Source organism: Paenarthrobacter aurescens, from assembly GCF_025421775.1.
In the GTDB taxonomy this organism is placed as follows: Bacteria; Actinomycetota; Actinomycetes; order Actinomycetales; family Micrococcaceae; genus Arthrobacter; species Arthrobacter aurescens_B.
Window position 1 is genome coordinate 228,426 of the sequence record NZ_JAOEFX010000008.1, and the last position, 17,172, is coordinate 245,597.

21 protein-coding genes are annotated in these 17,172 nt (G+C 62.7%); 16 read left to right on the top strand and 5 right to left on the bottom strand.

Annotation, left to right across the window (positions count from 1 at the left end; genetic code table 11):
- Nucleotides 1-72: 72 nt before the first annotated feature.
- From N7568_RS17630 to N7568_RS17660, 7 genes are read left to right on the top strand one after another with little or no spacing between them, the layout of a single operon-like run.
- Nucleotides 73-1,191, top strand: coding sequence for a histidinol-phosphate transaminase (locus N7568_RS17630; RefSeq protein ID WP_261611075.1), 1,119 nt, complete (start codon nt 73-75; stop codon nt 1,189-1,191).
- Nucleotides 1,192-1,236: 45 nt separating this feature from the next.
- The gene (gene hisB / locus N7568_RS17635; RefSeq protein ID WP_089594411.1) at nt 1,237-1,863 is read left to right on the top strand and encodes an imidazoleglycerol-phosphate dehydratase HisB; all 627 of its coding nucleotides are present in this window, start codon (nt 1,237-1,239) and stop codon (nt 1,861-1,863) included.
- Nucleotides 1,860-2,612 (top strand): imidazole glycerol phosphate synthase subunit HisH, encoded by a 753-nt coding sequence (gene hisH / locus N7568_RS17640; RefSeq protein WP_261611076.1) that lies wholly within the window; start codon nt 1,860-1,862, stop codon nt 2,610-2,612. Before hisB ends, hisH begins: the two co-directional genes overlap by 4 nt.
- Nucleotides 2,613-2,771: a hypothetical protein gene (locus N7568_RS17645; RefSeq protein WP_200846897.1), complete on the top strand. Its 159-nt coding sequence runs from the start codon at nt 2,613-2,615 to the stop codon at nt 2,769-2,771.
- 47 nt (nt 2,772-2,818) lie between these two features.
- Complete coding sequence (priA, locus tag N7568_RS17650; RefSeq protein WP_261611077.1) at nt 2,819-3,562, top strand: bifunctional 1-(5-phosphoribosyl)-5-((5-phosphoribosylamino)methylideneamino)imidazole-4-carboxamide isomerase/phosphoribosylanthranilate isomerase PriA; 744 nt, start codon at nt 2,819-2,821, stop codon at nt 3,560-3,562.
- Nucleotides 3,562-4,473: an SseB family protein gene (locus N7568_RS17655; protein ID WP_261611078.1), complete on the top strand. Its 912-nt coding sequence runs from the start codon at nt 3,562-3,564 to the stop codon at nt 4,471-4,473. The genes priA and N7568_RS17655 overlap by 1 nt, the downstream gene beginning before the upstream one ends.
- A gap of 52 nt (nt 4,474-4,525) precedes the next feature.
- Entirely contained in the window at nt 4,526-5,830 is a 1,305-nt protein-coding gene (locus N7568_RS17660; protein WP_261611079.1) for an MFS transporter, read from the top strand.
- An 85-nt stretch (nt 5,831-5,915) separates the two neighbouring features.
- Here N7568_RS17660 and N7568_RS17665 read toward each other — a convergent pair whose 3' ends face one another.
- The gene (locus N7568_RS17665) at nt 5,916-6,314 is read right to left on the bottom strand and encodes a DUF1844 domain-containing protein (protein WP_261611080.1); all 399 of its coding nucleotides are present in this window, start codon (nt 6,312-6,314) and stop codon (nt 5,916-5,918) included.
- A 421-nt stretch (nt 6,315-6,735) separates the two neighbouring features.
- Between N7568_RS17665 and infC the strand changes: the two genes are divergently transcribed.
- The 5 genes from infC to N7568_RS17690 all read left to right on the top strand — a co-directional run bounded on the left by infC (nt 6,736) and on the right by N7568_RS17690 (nt 10,863).
- Entirely contained in the window at nt 6,736-7,794 is a 1,059-nt protein-coding gene (gene infC / locus N7568_RS17670) for a translation initiation factor IF-3 (protein ID WP_439898994.1), read from the top strand.
- A 117-nt stretch (nt 7,795-7,911) separates the two neighbouring features.
- Nucleotides 7,912-8,106: a 50S ribosomal protein L35 gene (rpmI, locus tag N7568_RS17675; protein ID WP_011774324.1), complete on the top strand. Its 195-nt coding sequence runs from the start codon at nt 7,912-7,914 to the stop codon at nt 8,104-8,106.
- A gap of 119 nt (nt 8,107-8,225) precedes the next feature.
- Nucleotides 8,226-8,897, top strand: a complete 672-nt coding sequence (rplT, locus tag N7568_RS25975; RefSeq protein WP_261611081.1) for a 50S ribosomal protein L20, sunset domain variant — start codon at nt 8,226-8,228, stop codon at nt 8,895-8,897.
- Between the two features lie 26 nt (nt 8,898-8,923).
- The gene (locus tag N7568_RS17685) at nt 8,924-9,835 is read left to right on the top strand and encodes a TrmH family RNA methyltransferase (protein ID WP_261611082.1); all 912 of its coding nucleotides are present in this window, start codon (nt 8,924-8,926) and stop codon (nt 9,833-9,835) included.
- A gap of 101 nt (nt 9,836-9,936) precedes the next feature.
- Entirely contained in the window at nt 9,937-10,863 is a 927-nt protein-coding gene (locus N7568_RS17690) for a cation diffusion facilitator family transporter (RefSeq protein ID WP_261611083.1), read from the top strand.
- A 93-nt stretch (nt 10,864-10,956) separates the two neighbouring features.
- On the opposite strand, the gene N7568_RS17695 is transcribed toward N7568_RS17690, so the two are convergent.
- Entirely contained in the window at nt 10,957-12,165 is a 1,209-nt protein-coding gene (locus tag N7568_RS17695) for an MFS transporter (protein ID WP_261611084.1), read from the bottom strand.
- Nucleotides 12,166-12,298: 133 nt separating this feature from the next.
- On the opposite strand from N7568_RS17695, the gene N7568_RS17700 reads away from it, so the two are divergent.
- Nucleotides 12,299-12,733, top strand: coding sequence for an NUDIX domain-containing protein (locus tag N7568_RS17700; RefSeq protein ID WP_368736525.1), 435 nt, complete (start codon nt 12,299-12,301; stop codon nt 12,731-12,733).
- 39 nt (nt 12,734-12,772) lie between these two features.
- Nucleotides 12,773-13,123, top strand: a complete 351-nt coding sequence (locus N7568_RS17705) for an ATP-binding cassette domain-containing protein (RefSeq protein WP_261611085.1) — start codon at nt 12,773-12,775, stop codon at nt 13,121-13,123.
- 92 nt (nt 13,124-13,215) lie between these two features.
- Here the strand turns inward: N7568_RS17705 and N7568_RS17710 are convergent, their stop codons facing one another.
- On the bottom strand, nt 13,216-14,310 hold the full coding sequence (locus tag N7568_RS17710) for an Rv2578c family radical SAM protein (protein WP_261611086.1): 1,095 nt from the start codon (nt 14,308-14,310) through the stop codon (nt 13,216-13,218).
- A gap of 91 nt (nt 14,311-14,401) precedes the next feature.
- On the opposite strand from N7568_RS17710, the gene pcp reads away from it, so the two are divergent.
- Nucleotides 14,402-15,043: a pyroglutamyl-peptidase I gene (gene pcp, locus N7568_RS17715; RefSeq protein WP_261611087.1), complete on the top strand. Its 642-nt coding sequence runs from the start codon at nt 14,402-14,404 to the stop codon at nt 15,041-15,043.
- On the opposite strand, the gene N7568_RS17720 is transcribed toward pcp, so the two are convergent.
- Together N7568_RS17720 and N7568_RS17725 are read right to left on the bottom strand one after the other, a co-directional pair.
- A complete protein-coding gene (locus N7568_RS17720; RefSeq protein ID WP_261611088.1) occupies nt 15,040-15,669 on the bottom strand; it encodes an SIMPL domain-containing protein in 630 nt (209 codons plus the stop codon). The genes pcp and N7568_RS17720 overlap by 4 nt on opposite strands.
- Nucleotides 15,670-15,671: 2 nt before the next feature.
- Complete coding sequence (locus N7568_RS17725) at nt 15,672-16,115, bottom strand: hypothetical protein (protein WP_261611089.1); 444 nt, start codon at nt 16,113-16,115, stop codon at nt 15,672-15,674.
- Between the two features lie 101 nt (nt 16,116-16,216).
- Between N7568_RS17725 and N7568_RS17730 the strand changes: the two genes are divergently transcribed.
- Nucleotides 16,217-17,161, top strand: coding sequence for an LppM family (lipo)protein (locus N7568_RS17730; RefSeq protein ID WP_261611090.1), 945 nt, complete (start codon nt 16,217-16,219; stop codon nt 17,159-17,161).
- Nucleotides 17,162-17,172 lie beyond the last annotated feature (11 nt).

Here is a 17,172-nt window from a genome sequence, read left to right on the forward strand (position 1 = left end):
CAACTACGGGGAAATGCCGCGGCCCGGCGTCACAGTTAGTGGGCATTCCCTACCGCCCCTTAAACTGAGGTGGTGAGTGACCAGCTTGAGCGACTTGACCGACTTCCCCTCCGGACCAACCTGCGTGGATTGAGCCCCTACGGCGCACCGCAGCTTGATGTCCCCATTTTGCTCAACGTCAACGAAAACACCCATGGTGTCCCTGCGGATGTTCAGGCCGCCATCACCGAAGCCGTAGCAGCTGCAGCTACAGGATTGAACCGCTATCCGGACCGTGAGTTCACCGAACTTCGCGAGTCGCTGGCCGAGTACCTCGGACACGGACTCACCCCGGACAACATCTGGGCGGCCAACGGATCCAATGAAGTCCTGCAGCAGATCCTCCAGGCTTTTGGCGGTCCGGGGCGCAAGGCCCTTGGCTTCCCGCCCACGTATTCCATGTACCCGTTGCTTGCGAGCGGGACCGACACCGAATATGTCCGTGGAGTGCGGGCGGACGACTACGGGCTGGACGCTGAGTCGGCCGCTGACCAGGTTCGGGAAACCGGAGCCAACATCGTCTTTCTGTGCTCGCCCAACAACCCAACGGGTACAGGGCTTGGCTTGGATGTCGTCGAAGCCGTGTACGAAGCCGGCGAAGCGAGCCAGGCCATAGTGATCGTGGACGAGGCCTACCACGAGTTCGCGCACGACAATACGCCGAGCGCCCTGACTCTGCTGCCCGGCCGGGAGCGGTTGATTGTTTCCCGCACCATGAGCAAAGCCTTCGCCCTCGCGGGTGCCCGACTCGGTTACATGGCCGCAGCTCCGGAGGTCGCTGACGCCATCAGGTTGGTCCGCCTTCCGTATCACCTGTCCGCCGTCACGCAGGCAACCGCTCTCGCAGCGCTCAACCACCGCGAAGCCCTCATGGCCGACGTCGAAGACATCAAGATCCAGCGCGACCGCATTGTGACCGAACTCCTTCGCCTCGGCCTAAAGCCCGCGGCATCGGATTCCAACTATGTCTTTTTTGGCGGCCTCGAAAACCCGCACGCAATCTGGCAGGGCCTGCTTGATGCCGGTGTGCTGATCCGCGACGTCGGCATTCCCGGCCACTTGCGGGTTACCGCTGGAACCGAGCCTGAAACCACGGCCTTCCTGGTGGCTCTTGAAGCGCTGCTGGACGGCCAAGGCTCGAAGCCCGCCTAAACTTGTCCATAGACCCAACCCACCTCCGTGTATAAGGACGTCCCAATGAGCGAAACCGGCGCCACGCCGTCCGCTGCCCGCACTGCGCGCATGGAGCGCACCACCAGCGAATCCTCCGTCCTGGTGGAGATCAACCTGGACGGCTCCGGTGTCTCGGACATCAGCACCTCAGTTCCGTTCTACGACCACATGCTGACCGCCTTGTGCAAGCACTCGCTGATTGACATGACCGTAAAAGCAACTGGCGACACCCACATCGATGCCCACCACACGGTGGAAGACGTGGCGATCACTTTCGGCGAAGTCCTGCGCACGGCATTGGGCAACAAGGCCGGTATTCGCCGCTTTGGTGAAGCCACAGTTCCATTGGATGAAGCCTTGGCCCATGCTGTGGTGGATGTCTCGGGACGCCCGTATCTGGTGCACGGTGGAGAGCCTGCCGGCCAGGAGTACCACCTCATCGGGGGCCACTTCACCGGCTCGCTGACGCGTCACGTTTTTGAGGCCATCACCTTGCACGCCGGAATCTGCCTGCACATGAACGTGCTTGCGGGCCGGGATCCGCACCACATCGTCGAAGCCCAGTTCAAGGCCTTTGCCCGGGCGCTTCGTGCCGCCGTGGAATCCGATCCCCGGGTCGAGGGCATTCCCTCCACCAAGGGGGCACTGTGAGCGGCCAGATCCTGAAAGAAGGGGCGGTCGTCGACGCGATCGCTTCGGTCAAGCCGGAGTCACCGGAAGGCAAGCCCACCGTGACGGTGCTGGATTACGGATCGGGCAACGTTCGTTCCGCTGTCCGCGCACTTGAGCGTGCCGGTGCCCACGTGGTGCTGAGCGCCAAGCCGGAGGATGTGCTCAACGCCGATGGGCTGCTGGTTCCCGGAGTCGGCGCCTATGAGACCGTCATGAAGGAACTCAAGGCCGTCGATGCCATCCGCATGATTGGGCGCAGGGTTGCCGGTGGGCGCCCAGTGCTCGCCATTTGCGTGGGCCTCCAGGTCCTCTTCGAAGCCGGTGTTGAACACGGAACGGAATCCGAGGGCATGGCTGAGTGGCCCGGCAAGGTGGAATTGCTTCCCGCCCCCGTCGTCCCGCACATGGGATGGAACACGGTGGACGTGCCGGAGGGTTCCAAACTCTTTGCCGGCGTCGAGCAGGAGCGCTTCTACTTCGTGCACTCCTATGGTGTGCAGGAGTGGAACTTCGATGTAGTGCAGCCACGTATGGCCCCGCCCATGGTCACCTGGTCCGAGCACGGTGCGCGCTTCATTGCTGCCGTTGAGAATGGTCCTCTCTGTGCTACCCAGTTCCACCCCGAGAAGTCGGGCGACGCCGGGGCGCGGCTCCTGCGGAACTGGGTAGACAGCTTGCGGAAGCCTGGCGTCCCCGCAGCTGACGAAGCAGGAAGCGGTGCCGCCTAGATGTGGTCGGTAGTACTCATGGGGCTAGCTGGCGTACTGGTTGGCGGCGGTATTTCCTTCCACCAGCAGAAGAAGCCTCGTTGGGTTTCCATTTCTTTCTATGTGCTGGCCGGGATGTCCCTGCTGGCCGCCTATCTCCTGACGCTGCCCGGTAACTGAACCGGTCACTCGAAAACCCGCGTCACCTTCGAACTCCAAGGACACACATGACCACCTCCACCCAGTCCGTACTGGAACTCCTGCCTGCCGTCGATATCGTCGACGGCCAGGCAGTCCGCCTCCTGCAAGGTGAAGCCGGCTCGGAAACGAGTTATGGAACACCGCTGGAAGCGGCCTTGAACTGGCAGAACGCCGGTGCCGAATGGGTGCATATGGTTGACCTCGATGCCGCCTTCGGTCGTGGCAACAATGCGGACCTCATCAGCGAGGTGGTGTCGCAGCTCGACGTCAAGGTGGAGCTGTCGGGCGGCCTGCGCGATGACGAATCGCTTGAGCGCGCCCTCGAATTGGGCGTAGCCCGCGTGAACCTCGGCACAGCAGCGTTGGAGGACCCGGAATGGACCCGCAGGGCCATTGACCGCTTTGGTGACAAGATCGCCGTCGGGCTTGATGTCCGCGGTACGACGCTCGCTGGACGCGGCTGGACCAAGGAGGGCGGCGACCTTTGGGAAGTCCTGGCCCGCCTTGAGGATGCCGGCTGCGCCCGCTATGTGGTCACCGACGTCACCAAGGATGGAACGTTGCAGGGACCGAACGTGGAGCTGCTGCGTCAGATGGTGGAGAAGACAGGTAAGCCCGTCGTGGCTTCGGGTGGCATTTCCAGCCTTGAGGACCTTCGGGTGTTGCGTGAACTGGTGCCGTTGGGCGTCGAGGGCGCGATTGTGGGCAAGGCTCTCTACGCGGGTGCTTTCACGCTGCCTGAAGCCCTGGACGTCGCCGGTCGCCGCTGATGCCCCACGACGCAAGCCACGGGCACGAGGATCACGGCCACGGCAGGCGTGAGCTTCCCGGCCATATTGCTGCCGCGTTGGCGGGTGCCGGGGGAGCGGCTGACTCTGCCGGCCAGCCTTGGGCAGGCCGGAGCCTCAGCGGAGACGATGCCAAGATCCACAACTTCGAGGATGACAAAGGCACGGCAGACGCCGGCTATACCGCCGCTCTCGAGTCGCTGATCGGTGGAACCGGCAGCGAGGCCGACGTCGTTGCCTCCCTGGCGACGGCGCGGGTCTTCGTGCCTGTTGTTGCCCAACTCGCTGAAGAAGCGGAAGGCGTCGACGGCCTCCACGCTGACAAGCAAGCTGATATGGCATTGGTCACACTGAAGGCCCCCGATGGCCGTACGGCAATGCCCGTATTCACCTCGGCAGCGGCCCTTGAAGCCTGGCATTCCGAAGCGCGCCCTGTTGCTGTTTACGCAGCACGCGCCGCACTTTCTGCGGTATCCGAGGGTGCCCAGCTGTTGGTCCTGGATCCGGGCTCCGACTTCACCTTCGTCGTGCGGCGCCCGGCCATGTGGGCCCTTGCCCAGCAGAAGGACTGGACGCCGTCCTACCTTGATGATCAACTGGAGTCTGCTCTCGCTTCAACGGTCTCGGCATTTCGGACGGTCCGCCGCCTCGAGACGCAACCTGGTGGCGGTGTTGCATCCCTCACTGCCGACGGTCGTCACGTATCAGGTGGTGGAGCGGGCCCGGAGCTGCGGGTGGTGCTCTTCCTTGAAGACGGACTGGACGCTGTAGCTGTGCAATCGCTGGTTGGCCAACTCAACGAGGCGTGGGCGAGGATGGATTCGTTTGCCGAGGGCGTCGACTCCATCGAAGTGAAATTGCAGCGTGCGGCGCAGGAGCCCGGGCTGCACTAACGGCAGTACGGGTTCCCCCGGGCTGCCCCGGGGGAACAAGAGGATTTAGCCAGTGAACTTCGCTCTCTACAAAGAGATGCTGTCCATCCGCCCTGTTCGGCGCCTTCTGGTTGTGGGCATGATTGCCCGCATTCCGCACTCGGCAGCGGGGGTGCTTCTCACCCTGCACATAGTGCTGACCCTGGGCCAGGGCTACGCTGCCGCCGGTGCAGCCGCCGCGGTGATGACCATTGGCATTGCGCTGGGCGCCCCGTGGCGTGGCCGCCGTGTGGACATGGTTGGCCTCAGGAAGGCCCTCATACCTTCGGTTGTCTCCGAAACTGTCATCTGGACGATCGTCCCGCACGTTTCGTACGAGTGGTTGCTTCCGCTGGTGTTTGTCGGTGGCCTCTTCACGTTGCCGATTTTCAGCGTTGTCCGCCAGTCCCTGGGAGTCATGGTGGATGGCGAACAGCGCCGTTCGGCATTCGCCCTCGATTCCATCGCCACAGAGCTTGTTTTCATGATTGGTCCAGCTGTTGGCGCGATCGTTGCCACGAGCGGGTTCTCGGCGATCGGACTCACGGCCGTAGGAATCTCCGTTTCCGTGGCAGGGCTGTTCCTCATGTGGTTCAACCCGCCCACCCGGAGCGACGTGGCCTGCACTCCACAGGAATCCGCGGACCGGGCAGCCGCTGACCTCGCTGCTGCCGAGGCCGCCATGGTGGCTTCGGCGCCGGCCCACGTCCAGGAGGCAGCCTCGGAGATGGCGTCTGCCACCTCGCGCACGGCCGCCCTCCGAAGTCGCGTTGCCAGGAACTTCACCTGGTTCACGGTCTCTGTTGCGGCGCTTTTCGTGGTTGCTGCAGGATCGGGAATGGTCTTGAGCGGGTCCGATGTCAGCATCGTCGGGTTGTTGGAACGCGGTGGTCACGAGAATGAAATCGGAATCGTCTTCTTCTTCTGGTGTGCAGCGTCGGTCGTCGGTGGACTCATCTACGGATCCATGAAGCGGTCCATTTCGCCAATGCTCCTGCTGCTGGGAATGGCGGCCCTCACCATTCCGATGGGCTTCGCCCAAGACACCTGGACCCTCGCGTTCCTGTCGCTCCTGCCCGGCCTGCTGTGCGCGCCGGTTTTGTCGGCGTCGTCCGAGAAGGTGGCTGACCTGGTGGACGAGGAGCGCCGGGGTGAAGCGATGGGTTGGTACGGCTCTGCGCTGACCGCAGGCGTCGCCCTGGGTGCGCCTCTGGCCGGGGTCTTCATCGATACCGTGGGGCCGTCTGGTGGCTTTGCGGCAGTCGGCATCGCCGGCGTTGCGCTCTGCGCTACGGGACTCATCCTCACGTCCATGCGCCGCAGGGCCGCGCGCGTCTGAGAAGCCCGGGAACCAAACAGACGACGACGGCGGGCCGACCACAGAGGGTCGACCCGCCGTCGGCGGTTCTTGAGGCAGTTGCCGGCTAGTTCACCGGTCCGGTGAACTTTTCCCCCGGGCCCTTGCCCGGGGCGTCGGGAATGAGCGATGCTTCACGGAAGGCCAGCTGAAGCGAGCGGAGGCCGTCACGCAACGGGCCGGCGTGCTGTGAGCCGATTTCAGGGGCGGCTGCAGACACCAGGCCGGCGAGGGCTGTGATCAGCTTGCGGGCTTCGTCGAGATCTTTGAGGTCTTCTGCGTTGGGGTCATCTGCCAGGCCCACCTTTACGGCCGCTGCGCTCATAAGGTGAACGGCTCCAGTGGTGATGACTTCCACGGCCGGGACTTCAGCGATGTCGCGGATCTGCTGTGAAACCCCGGCATCGGCGGCGGGGACGGCGTCTTCGCTGTAGGAGTTGCGGGGATTGCTGTCTTCAGTGCTCATACTGGTAAGCTTGTCACAGACCGACTGGAAGTCGTTATTCACGGGTGTCATTCACGGTGTTGTTCACAGTGAACATCCGCAGGCAATGCTCCCGCCGCGTGCAATGTGCGCTTGGCGGGTTGTTTCTGTAGAATTGACTTTCAGTTTGCAAGCGGAGTTCTCTCCCACCCGCGTCAGCCGTTTCCCTTTCAGGGACAGGATCCCTTTGGGGACAAGAGGTTGCCGGGTATCTGGTCGGACACTTAAGGTGGCGCAGCCTCCGAAAGTGTGTGCCTCCCTCTCGGGGGGTACAGCCGATCTTCGAGGCCTTCGATTGCACCAGCAATTGGGGGCCTTCTCTATTTGCCGGTGAAATCACCACAACCACAGGAGCTTTAACATTAGCGAGCCAAGAATCAATGAGCGTATCCGCGTCCCCGAGGTGCGGTTGGTCGGCCCTGCCGGCGAACAGGTAGGAATTGTCCGCATCGAGGACGCCCTGCGTCTTGCTGCCGAATCCGATCTCGATCTCGTTGAAGTTGCCCCGCAGGCTAAGCCTCCCGTTTGCAAGTTGATGGACTTCGGCAAGTACAAGTACGAAGCTGCAGTCAAGGCCCGTGAAGCCCGCAAGAACCAGACCAACACGGTTCTCAAGGAAATTCGCTTCCGCCTCAAGATCGATAAGCACGACTACGAAACCAAGCGCGGACACGCCCTTCGCTTCCTCGGTGCCGGTGACAAGGTCAAGGCCATGATCCAGTTCCGCGGCCGTGAGCAGCAGCGTCCCGAGATGGGCATCCGCCTGCTCCAGAAGTTCGCTGAGGATGTTGCCGAGGTAGGCATCGTAGAGTCCAGCCCGCGCATCGATGGCCGCAACATGGTTATGGTGATCGGTCCGCTGAAGAACAAGGCCGAAGCGAAAGCTGAAGCCCGCCGCGCGGCCCAGCGTGCCGAAGCCAAGGCCCAGAATGAGGCCAAGGCGTCGGGGCGAGTGGACACAACGGGCGAGCAAGCTCCCTTGACGCAGTCACTGGGCGACCTTCTCCCCGCCGGTTTCCTGACTGGTGAGGAAGAGTCCAAGCAGGAAACTGTGGAGGCTCCCGAGGCTGAAGCTCCCGTCGCCGAAGAGGCTCCGGTAGTTGAAGAAGCCCCGGTAGTTGAAGAGGCTCCGGTTGCTGAAGAAGCGCCGGTTGCTGAAGAGGCTCCGGTAGTTGAAGAAGCACCGGTCGTCGAAGAGGCTCCGGTAGTTGAAGAAGCTCCCGTAGTCAAGGAAACCCCGGCTCCGAAGGCTGCACCTGCCAAGGCTGCCCCGGCCGAAAAGGCTCCGGTTGCCAAGGCCGCACCGGCCGAAACTCCGAAGCCTGTGGTTCCGGCCGCTGCCCCGAAGCCTGCCGTTCCTTCGGCTCCGAAGCCTGTCGCCAAGCCGGCAGCTCCGAAGCCGGCAGCCCGGCCCGCAGCCCCCAAGGCTGCGCCGAAGCCTGCATCACGCAAGACCAACTAGTTCAACGCCGCGGAGGCCTGGCCTCCACCGGCAAGCAACCAGCACGCCGGCCCTCGTAGGCCGGCTGCGCGAAAGAATCGCGGACTTGTCCGTGGATACGTAAGGAGATCGGTTCCCATGCCGAAGATGAAGACCCACAGCGGTGCTAAGAAGCGCTTCAAGCTGACCGGTACCGGCAAGCTGAAGCGTCAGCAGGCCAACCGCCGTCACTACCTGGAGCACAAGTCCTCCAGGCTGACCCGTCGCCTCGCCGGCGACAAGCTCGTCTTCAAGGGCGATGCCAAGGTCATCAAGAAGATGCTCGGCGTCTAAGTTCCAAGTTCTTTGGTTGCTGCCATCCGGCAGTGGCCGACTACACCAAAAGCCTTCTCAGGCCGGCCGGTTTACCGGCAGTAGCAGCTTGGGATAAAGATTTCTGAAGGAGTACGCACGTGGCACGTGTGAAGCGGGCGGTAAACGCCCACAAGAAGCGCCGGGTTGTCCTCGAACGCGCCAAGGGTTACCGCGGTCAGCGTTCGCGCCTGTACCGCAAGGCCAAAGAGCAGCTGCTGCACTCGTTTGTGTACAGCTACGGCGACCGCCGCAAGAAGAAGGGTGACTTCCGTCGCCTCTGGATCCAGCGCATCAACGCTGCATCCCGCGCCAACGGCCTCACCTACAACCGTCTCATCCAGGGCCTCAAGGCCGCTGAGGTTGAGGTTGACCGCCGCATGCTGGCCGAACTGGCTGTTTCCGACGCCAACGCTTTCGCCGCTCTGGTGAACGTTGCCAAGGCTGCACTCCCGGCTGACACGTCCGCTCCGGCCGCCAAGGCTGAGGCTGCTCCCAAGGCAAAGGTTGCTCCCGCAGCTGCCACGGCGACGGCTGTCAAGGCTGTTGTTTCCGAGAAGCCGGCCATCGACGGCGCAGTTGCTGCCGACGGTGACGAGGCTCCGGAAGGCTATGCCATCAAGGGCAACGCTGAGTCCAAGAAGTACCACGTACCGGGTTCCACCTGGTACAACACCACCGCTGCTGAATACTGGTTCTCCACAGTTGAGGCTGCAAAGGCTGCCGGCTTTGAGCCTGCAGGTGGCGAAGCCCGCCAGCAGATCAAGAACTAGTCGCAACTGCCACTAAAGTTCTTTATATGAACGAAACCGGGCGCCCGCAAGACTTTCCGATGACCAACCCCCGAGCAGATCGGGTGAGGGACGTCGCCAAGCTTGCCGGGCGCCCGGCGCGTTTAAAGCGCGGACGCTTCCTGGCAGAAGGCCCGCAGGCGGTGCGCGAGGCTTTGACCCTGCACCGTGAGCGCACAGCGGCTGGTGGCTCCGCCGTCGTGCATGAAGTATTTGCCAGCGAGGCGTGTCTTGACCGCCTCCCCGAACTTGCCGACCTCGCGCAGGGAACGCTGCTTCGCCTGGCAAATGACGAGGTGCTCGCCGCTATGGCGGACACCGTCAACCCGCAGGGGATTGTGGCCGTCTGCAGTTTTGTGGACGTCAGCCTGGACTCAGTACTCGACGCCGGTCCTCGCCTGATCGCCGTCATGTGCCAGGTCCGCGACCCCGGCAACGCCGGCACAGTCCTGCGTGCTGCAGATGCTGCCGGAGCCGACGCCGTGGTGTTGACGGGCTCGAGCGTGGACATTTACAACCCCAAGGCGGTCCGCTCAACAGCCGGGTCCCTCTTCCACCTGCCCGTGGTACTGGGCGCCGATGTTGAGGAGTTGACAGCACGCTGCCGGGAGCGGGGTATCGGAGTCCTGGCTGCCGACGGATACGGAACCGTCAATCTGGATAAGCTTCAGGATGAGAATGCGGCACGGAGGCTGGGGAATGGGTCTGTAGCCTCGGACTACGCCCTTGAGGCCCCTACGGCATGGCTGTTCGGCAACGAGGCGCAGGGCTTGTCAGACGCGGAGCTGGCCCTTGCTGATCACCGGGTCGCTGTGCCCGTGTACGGGGCTGCTGAGAGCTTGAACCTGGGCACGGCAGCCACTGTGTGCCTTTACGCCAGCGCACGTTCCCAGCAAGGCGCCCGAGTGGAGAATGTGTAAACGGCGCATCGCCGGGTACGGTATTGCTTGCAAGATCAGACGATGAAGACTCTTCTTGGCCAATTTCCAAACTTTCCCTAACCCGAAGAGGTGAAGCTTTCGTGGCTGCAGGTGGCGGTACCAAAGCGATCGTGGCGGCTCTCGCCGCCAACTTGACCATCGCTGTATTGAAGTTCATTGCCTTCTTCCTGACGGCGTCTTCGTCCATGCTTGCTGAAGCCATCCACTCAGTGGCCGACTCCGGCAACCAGATCCTGCTGCTTGTGGGAGGAAAGCGTGCCAAGCGCGCCGCCAGCCCTGAGCATCCGTTTGGCTATGGCCGTGAGCGATACATCTACGCGTTCATCGTGTCCATTGTGCTGTTCAGCGTCGGTGGCCTGTTCGCCCTGTACGAAGCCTGGGAGAAGTTCCAGCACCCGCACGGCATTGAGGGGGCCTTCTGGTGGGTCCCGCTGGCCGTCCTGGTGGGTGCCATCATTGCTGAATCGTTCTCGTTCCGTACGGCGATCATCGAGTCGAACCACGTCCGCGGCAAGCAGTCGTGGGTCAAGTTCGTCCGCAACGCCAAGCAGCCCGAACTGCCGGTGATCCTCCTGGAAGACTTCGGTGCGCTCCTCGGCCTGGTGTTCGCCCTCTTCGGCGTCAGCATGACTCTTATCACCGGCGACGGCGTGTGGGATGCCCTCGGTACCGCCATGATCGGCCTCCTGCTGGTTGCCATCGCTGTGGTTCTTGCCCTGGAAACCAAGTCGTTGCTGCTGGGAGAGTCCGCCACCAAGGAGGACGTCCAGAGCATCACCACCGCCTTGGAAGCCGACGGCACCCGCATCATCCACCTCAAGACCCTTCACCTCGGTCCGGAAGAACTGCTGGTAGCCGCCAAAATCTCCATGGGGGCATCTGAAACAGGCGAGGAGATCGCCCAGGGAATCGACGACGCCGAGCTGCGCATCCGCGCAGCCGTTCCGATTGCACGGGTCATTTACCTCGAACCCGACATCGAGCGGGTTCAGGCCTCGCAGGTTTAGGTCGGCAGCTTTACAGAGTTAACGCAGATGGGCTCCGCTTTTGCGGAGCCCATCTGCGTTAACGATTGGTTCGAGTCGCTGCTGATGTCCTCATCAGGTGGCAAGTGGTCGTTTGCGTTCGAGCAGGCCGCTCAACAGGGCCACTCCAAGGCCCAGGATGGCCAGTACCGCGCCCACGAGGGCAGGAGCCACGTATCCCCAGCCCCAGGCGATGACAGTGCCACCCAGGAAGGCACCGAGGGCGTTGGCGATGTTCAGGGCTGAGTGGTTCAGTGACGACGCCAGGGAGGCGGCACCCGGGGCAGCGTCCAAGAGGCGGGTTTGCAACGCAGGGGTCAGCATCGATCCGACTCCTCCAACAACGAAGGCCATGATGAAAGCCGCCCAGGCCCAATGCGCAGCTATGGCGTAGACCACCAGGGCGACGGCGATTCCCGGCATGACCCAGTAGATGGTGCCCATGACGGATTTGTCGGCGATGCGCCCGCCGATGATGTTGCCCACCACCATACCGAGTCCGTAGAGGGCCACCACTGCAGGGATGAGGCTTTCGGGAATACCCGCCACGGACGTCATGGTGTGGGCGATGTAGGTGTAGACGGCAAAGAACCCGCCGAATCCGATGATGCCGATCAGCAAGGCAAGCCATACCTGAAGACGCTTAAGCGCTCCGAGTTCGCGCCGGATGCTGGCATCCGGGTGGGCTGCTTGGAAGGGAACAAACTTCCACACCATGGCAACGGTCAGCAGCCCGATTGCCCCGACAATGATGAAGAGCAGCCGCCACCCGAATGTCTGCCCAACCCAGGTGGCCAAGGGCACGCCAATGACGTTGGAGACGGTCAGTCCTGCCATCACCATGGAGATCGCCCAACCCCGCTTGGTTGGGGCGACAAGGCCGGCCGCGATCACGGCTGCTACCCCGAAGAAGGCTCCGTGCGGAAGGCCCGATGCGAAGCGGGAGAGCAGCATGAAGCCGTAGTCGGGGGCGATGAATGATGTCAGGTTGGCCAGCGAGAGGAACAGCATGAGACCCAACGCAAGGTGCTTCTTGGGGAGCTTCGCCCCAAAAGCGGCGAAGATCGGCGCGCCGATGACCACGCCGAGGGCGTAGGCCGAGATGAGGTTTCCGGCCTCGGGGGTGCTGATGCCGAGCCCGTCCTCGATTTCCTTCAGCAGCCCCATCATGGCGAACTCGGTGGTACCAATGGCAAACCCACCCATGGCCAAGGCCAGGATGGCCAGGCCAAGGTGGCGCCTTCCTGTTGTGGCGGTGGCGGGTGGGGACACGGTGGTAGTCATAAGCCTGCTTCTTGAGGGGCGCCTGATGGGCTGGGAGTGCGGAGAAAATCCGATAACAAGTTTAGTCCCGCCGTCGCGACTTGGGGTCGCTATGTGACCATGCCCATTGTTGGAACGGCCATAGACTGTTGCGGTGACTGCTCTCATTAACGTCGTGGGCGCCGCCGTCGTCGACTCATTGAACGCCCCCACCCGCCTTCTTGCCGCGCGGCGTACAGCCCCTCCCCAGTTTGCGGGGATGTGGGAGTTCCCTGGTGGCAAGGTGGAGGCCGGGGAAGCGGCCGAGGCCGCCCTGCACCGGGAACTCGCGGAAGAACTCGGCGTTGAAGTGCGCCTCGGGCCGGAACTTGAGTCTGGCGCTACATCCGGGTGGACGCTCAATGAGCGCGCGTCCATGCGGGTTTGGTTCGCTGAGTTGACGGCGGGAGAGCCCATGCCGCTGGAGGACCACGACGAACTGCGGTGGCTGTCGCTGGTTGAGTGTGACGAAGCTCTCAACCTCCCGTGGATTCCGGCGGACCTCCCGATTGTCCGGGCTTTGCTGGATCGCGTAGCCGCTCGCGCTTAGGAACCGGACACTTCGATGAACCAAGTGGCGGCATCTTGCATGATTTCGGTTGACCGGATCAGCAAGCGCTACGGCTCAGGGGAGAATCCGGTCGTCGCTTTGGACGACGTCTCATTGTCGATTGCGCGTGGCGAAATCTACGGGGTGGTCGGCCGGAGCGGTGCGGGCAAGAGCACCTTGATCAGGACCATCAACTCCCTTGTAGGGGCGGATTCCGGCACGGTTACTGTCGACGGACGAAACATCAGCCAGTTGCAGGGAGCCACATTACGCGCTGCCCGCCACAACATCGGCATGATCTTCCAGCACTTCAACCTGCTGAGCAGCCGCACTGTCCAGGCCAACGTGGTTCCGGCTTCCTGGCGGCTGCGATTGCTTGGCAAGTATTGAAGGAAGGAGGGGCTGCCCGACGGCGGTCCCTCCTTTTCTGTGCTGTTCACCTTTTCTGTGCTGTTCACCTTTGTTCCGCACGTGTGTTTCGCTCAGAAAAGCGGCTGCTGTCCCGGGAGGGCGGCGGAAGCTCCCGCAGCGGGTGCCGCCGCAGGCGCGGAGGCGGGCCGTGCATTCCGGTGGCTGAATCCCGATGTCCCGGTGAAACCGTATTTCGCCTTGAAGTAGCTGATCCTGCCGGTCAGCCAGGTGCGGTACTCCTTGGATGCGTAGCTGCCCTGGCCGTAGAGACGGCGGTATTTGCCAACCAGCTCAGGATGCTGGGTGGCCAGCCACGTCATGTACCACTCACGCGTCCCGGGCTTGAGATAAAGGGCACCGGCTGTGACTCCCGTGGCACCTGCAGTGGTCAGTTCGGTGAACAAGGAGTCGAGGGCTTCATCCGAATCTGTAAGCCACGGCAGGATGGGCATCGCCATGACGCCACACCCCAGGCCTGCGTCACGGAGTCGGGCTATGAGCTTCAAGCGGGCCCTGGGGGAGGGCGTGCCCGGCTCGATGAGTTCTGCCAGGTCCTCATTGGTCATGGCCAGCGAGATGCCCAAGTCCACGGGAACCTGGGTGGCAGCATGCTTAAGCAGGGGGATGTCCCGTGCCAACAGGGTGCCTTTGGTCAGGATGGAGAACGGAGTGCCGGAATCCGCAAGTGCCCGGATGATTCCGGGCATGAGGGCATAACGGCCTTCTGCGCGCTGATAAGGGTCAGTGTTGGTGCCAAGGGCAACCTGGGGCCGCTTCCATGATGGCTTGGCAAGTTCGTTGCGGAGAACCTCGGCGGCGTTGATCTTGACCACCACCTGCGAATCGAAGTCCCGGCCGGCGTCGAATTCCAGGTATGTGTGGCTCTTGCGGGCGAAGCAGTAAACGCAAGCATGGCTGCAGCCGCGATATGGATTTACCGTCCACTCGAATGGCATGTTGGAACCGGAAGGCACCTTGTTGAGCACTGACTTTGCGGTGACCTCATGGAAGGTGACTCCGGAGAATTCGGGTGTCGAGATGGAACGCACAAGCCCGGAAAGCGGCAACAGGGCATCCAAGGCCGGGGCAGGGCCCGGAGCACCGGTACCGCCTTCTTCTGACGCCGGTCCACGCGTTGGTGAAAGTGCTTGTGCGTCCCATCTCATGAACTCCATTCGAATGTATGTTCGAACGAATGTCAAGGCCCCGTAGGCGTGTTCGGGACGGTCGGTGTGCGGGCGTTGCTAAGGTTGGCCCATGATTCTGCTGACTGGCTTCGAACCCTTTGGCAAGGATGACCTGAATCCGTCATGGCTCGCCGTGAACCGGGCGCGGGAGATCCTCAGGGCCGAAGGTCTCGACGTCGAAGCCATGGAGTTGCCGTGCGTCTTTGGTGAGTCGGCGGTCGTCCTCGGAGACGCCATGAAGTGCCTCAGCCCGGACATTGTTGTCTGTGTCGGCTTGGCAGGTGGCCGGGACCGCGTATCCCTGGAGCGTGTGGCCATAAACTGCGACGACGCCCGGATCCCGGACAACAAAGGGCAGCGACCCATTGATGAAGAGGTCGTTCCTGGCGGTCCGGCCGCCTACTTCTCAAGCCTGCCCATCAAAGCGGCACTCAGAAACCTCCAGATCGCCGGAATCAAAGGAGAGGTGTCTCAGTCTGCCGGTACCTACGTGTGCAACCACGTCTTCTACGCGCTGATGCATCTGCTCGCATCCGAGCCAGACGTCCGCGGCGGATTCGTGCATGTCCCGTACCTTCCGGAGCAGGTGTCACCGGAAGGCGTCACCCCATCGATGTCCCTGGAATCGATGGCGGAGGGTATCTCCGTGGTGGTCCGGACTGCCCTGCTTACGCAGTCAGATGCAAAGCTCTCCGCGGGTGCCATTCACTAGAGGAGTTCCCATTCGACCGTGACGCTGGCCGAAACAGACGACTCGCCCGCTTCGATGGTCAGCGCCTCAGCAGAGAACGACGCCCTGACCATCCCTCCCAAAGGAATGGGGGCTCCATGAACCGGTTGCTGGGAAATAGACCTTACCTGTCCCAACCGGGCGGAGGCCAGGGATGCGTACTGTTCGGCGCGTGCCAAAGCATCCTGCCATGCTGCTTCCTGCGCCTGCGCAGTGACCGATGTTGAATCCGCGAAGCCTTGCTCGATCCCATTGATCCTGATGTCGTCCCCACCGGCCGCCACGGCGGCGGCAATAGCAGCTGGAGCATCCGCGTGTGACCGGATGCCAACCTGCAGATTCGTGGAGGCTACGTATGCGGTGACTTTCTGGCCCTGGCCTTCAACCCACACAAGATCAGCGCGCAGGTTCAGGCCACTCGTTCGCAGGTCCACGGCTGGTACGCCTGCCTCCCGCAGGCTGGCGGCCACAGCACCAGCCGCCTTGCCGGCGTCGTCATATGCTTTCGCGGCAGTGTCCCGGCGCGTCTCCACGCCAAGGGTTATGGTGACCAGGTCCGGAACAGCGTTGGCGGTGGCGGTCCCTGTGACGGTGATGGTTCGCTTCATGCTTAAGCCTCGATTCGATGGCCGGCCGGTCCGTCCGGCAGGTTGTGGTTGTCGATGTAGCCGCCCGCCGCGAGGCCGGCCTGGCGCTCGAAGAAGTTCCTCGAACCTGGATTCCCGCTGCGCAGCATGGACCACCCGGCGGCTATGCCGTAGAGGCCAAGAAACGGAAGTCCCAGGCAGTACGCGTACTGGGTGCTGTGCCGCTCCTCATGCCCCAGCAGCACGGAGTTCGTTCCGGCAACGCCCTGGGGCGCCCGGTACAGGATCACGTTCCCCAGAGTGAATGCTCCAGCATGGGGGAGTTTCCAGCCATACCCGGCTGCTATCAGGAGGCCGCGTGGCCCGCGGGCCAGGGTGGTTCTGGACGCAGCGGCTACCGCGAGTCCCAGCGGGGTAGACAGGTTCACGACGTTGGCGATCTGCCGTAGGCGCTGCGCGGGAGTCATGAAGCCATGCTAGACCCGTCGTGTATGGCACGGCATGAGCGGCAGGGATACGCTGTTCGAGCACTCATCGGTGCAGGGGAATGAATGGGGGAAGAAACACGATGAACGTTAAACGTGCCATGGGCGTAGTGGGTGTCCTGCTTGCTGTCATGGTGGCTTTGACCGGCTGCGTCAAGCTGAACATGTCAGTCAAGGTCAACAATGAGAAAAGTGTGGACTACGAGGTTGTCTACGCGATCCAGAAGTCGGTACTGGGCGATAAGTCCTTTGACGAATTCATGGAGTCGAACGGCGGTGGCAGTGGCAGCCAGGAGATGGACATCCCGGACGGTGCCACCGTGGTTGACTACGAGGACGAAAAATACAAGGGCAAGCGGATCACAGCTGCCAACCTTGACCCCGCGAAGCTTGCAGAGTCGTCCAGCTCGGAGAACCCCTTCGAGCTGAAGAAGGAGGGGGACTTCTATGTCCTCTCCATGGGTGGAGTGACCGGCGCCGACAGCAGCGACCCCCAGGCTTCCAGCATGGCCAAGTCCATGTTTGACGAAGCCTCCGTCAAGTTCACGTTCCCGGGCAAGGTGGTGGAGGCAAAGGGCGCCACCGTCGATGGCAACACAGCCACGTTCGACATGTTGTCCATCAACGAGACCGTGGTCCAGGCCAAGGCCGAAGCCAACGCTGGTGTTCCGATGTGGATCATCTGGACACTGGTGGCTTTGCTGGTCATTGCCGCGGCACTAGTACTCCTGTTTGTGCTGCTCCGCAGGAGGTCGGCCCAGCAGGCGCCCGCGCTCGCAGGCGCCTCCCCTTATTGGCAGCCGGGCCAGGTGCCGCAGCCGGGGCCGGAGGGCTATCAGGCCCCGGTACAGCAGGGTGCCTACCCACAGCAACCTGCACAGCCTCAACAGAACTGGGCAGGGCAGGGATACACGCCGGGTGCACCCCCGGAAGCGGCACCACAGCCGCCTGCGCAGCAGCCCGGCCAGAAGCACGACGACGGCCAGTCGCCGCCGCCGCCCACTGCACCGCCGTCGTCGGGCGCCTAAGCGAAAGGCGA

Excerpts from the sequence above, each read along its gene's own strand:
- hisB (WP_089594411.1), top strand. The coding sequence starts at position 1,237 with ATGAGCGAAACCGGCGCCACGCCGTCCGCTGCCCGCACTGCGCGCATG.
- N7568_RS17645 (WP_200846897.1), top strand. The coding sequence starts at position 2,613 with ATGTGGTCGGTAGTACTCATGGGGCTAGCTGGCGTACTGGTTGGCGGC.
- priA (WP_261611077.1), top strand. The coding sequence starts at position 2,819 with ATGACCACCTCCACCCAGTCCGTACTGGAACTCCTGCCTGCCGTCGAT.
- N7568_RS17655 (WP_261611078.1), top strand. The coding sequence starts at position 3,562 with ATGCCCCACGACGCAAGCCACGGGCACGAGGATCACGGCCACGGCAGG.
- N7568_RS17665 (WP_261611080.1), bottom strand. The coding sequence starts at position 6,314 with ATGAGCACTGAAGACAGCAATCCCCGCAACTCCTACAGCGAAGACGCC.
- rpmI (WP_011774324.1), top strand. The coding sequence starts at position 7,912 with ATGCCGAAGATGAAGACCCACAGCGGTGCTAAGAAGCGCTTCAAGCTG.
- N7568_RS17685 (WP_261611082.1), top strand. The coding sequence starts at position 8,924 with ATGAACGAAACCGGGCGCCCGCAAGACTTTCCGATGACCAACCCCCGA.
- N7568_RS17695 (WP_261611084.1), bottom strand. The coding sequence starts at position 12,165 with ATGACTACCACCGTGTCCCCACCCGCCACCGCCACAACAGGAAGGCGC.
- N7568_RS17705 (WP_261611085.1), top strand. The coding sequence starts at position 12,773 with ATGATTTCGGTTGACCGGATCAGCAAGCGCTACGGCTCAGGGGAGAAT.
- N7568_RS17710 (WP_261611086.1), bottom strand. The coding sequence starts at position 14,310 with ATGAGATGGGACGCACAAGCACTTTCACCAACGCGTGGACCGGCGTCA.
- pcp (WP_261611087.1), top strand. The coding sequence starts at position 14,402 with ATGATTCTGCTGACTGGCTTCGAACCCTTTGGCAAGGATGACCTGAAT.
- N7568_RS17720 (WP_261611088.1), bottom strand. The coding sequence starts at position 15,669 with ATGAAGCGAACCATCACCGTCACAGGGACCGCCACCGCCAACGCTGTT.
- N7568_RS17725 (WP_261611089.1), bottom strand. The coding sequence starts at position 16,115 with ATGACTCCCGCGCAGCGCCTACGGCAGATCGCCAACGTCGTGAACCTG.
- N7568_RS17730 (WP_261611090.1), top strand. The coding sequence starts at position 16,217 with ATGAACGTTAAACGTGCCATGGGCGTAGTGGGTGTCCTGCTTGCTGTC.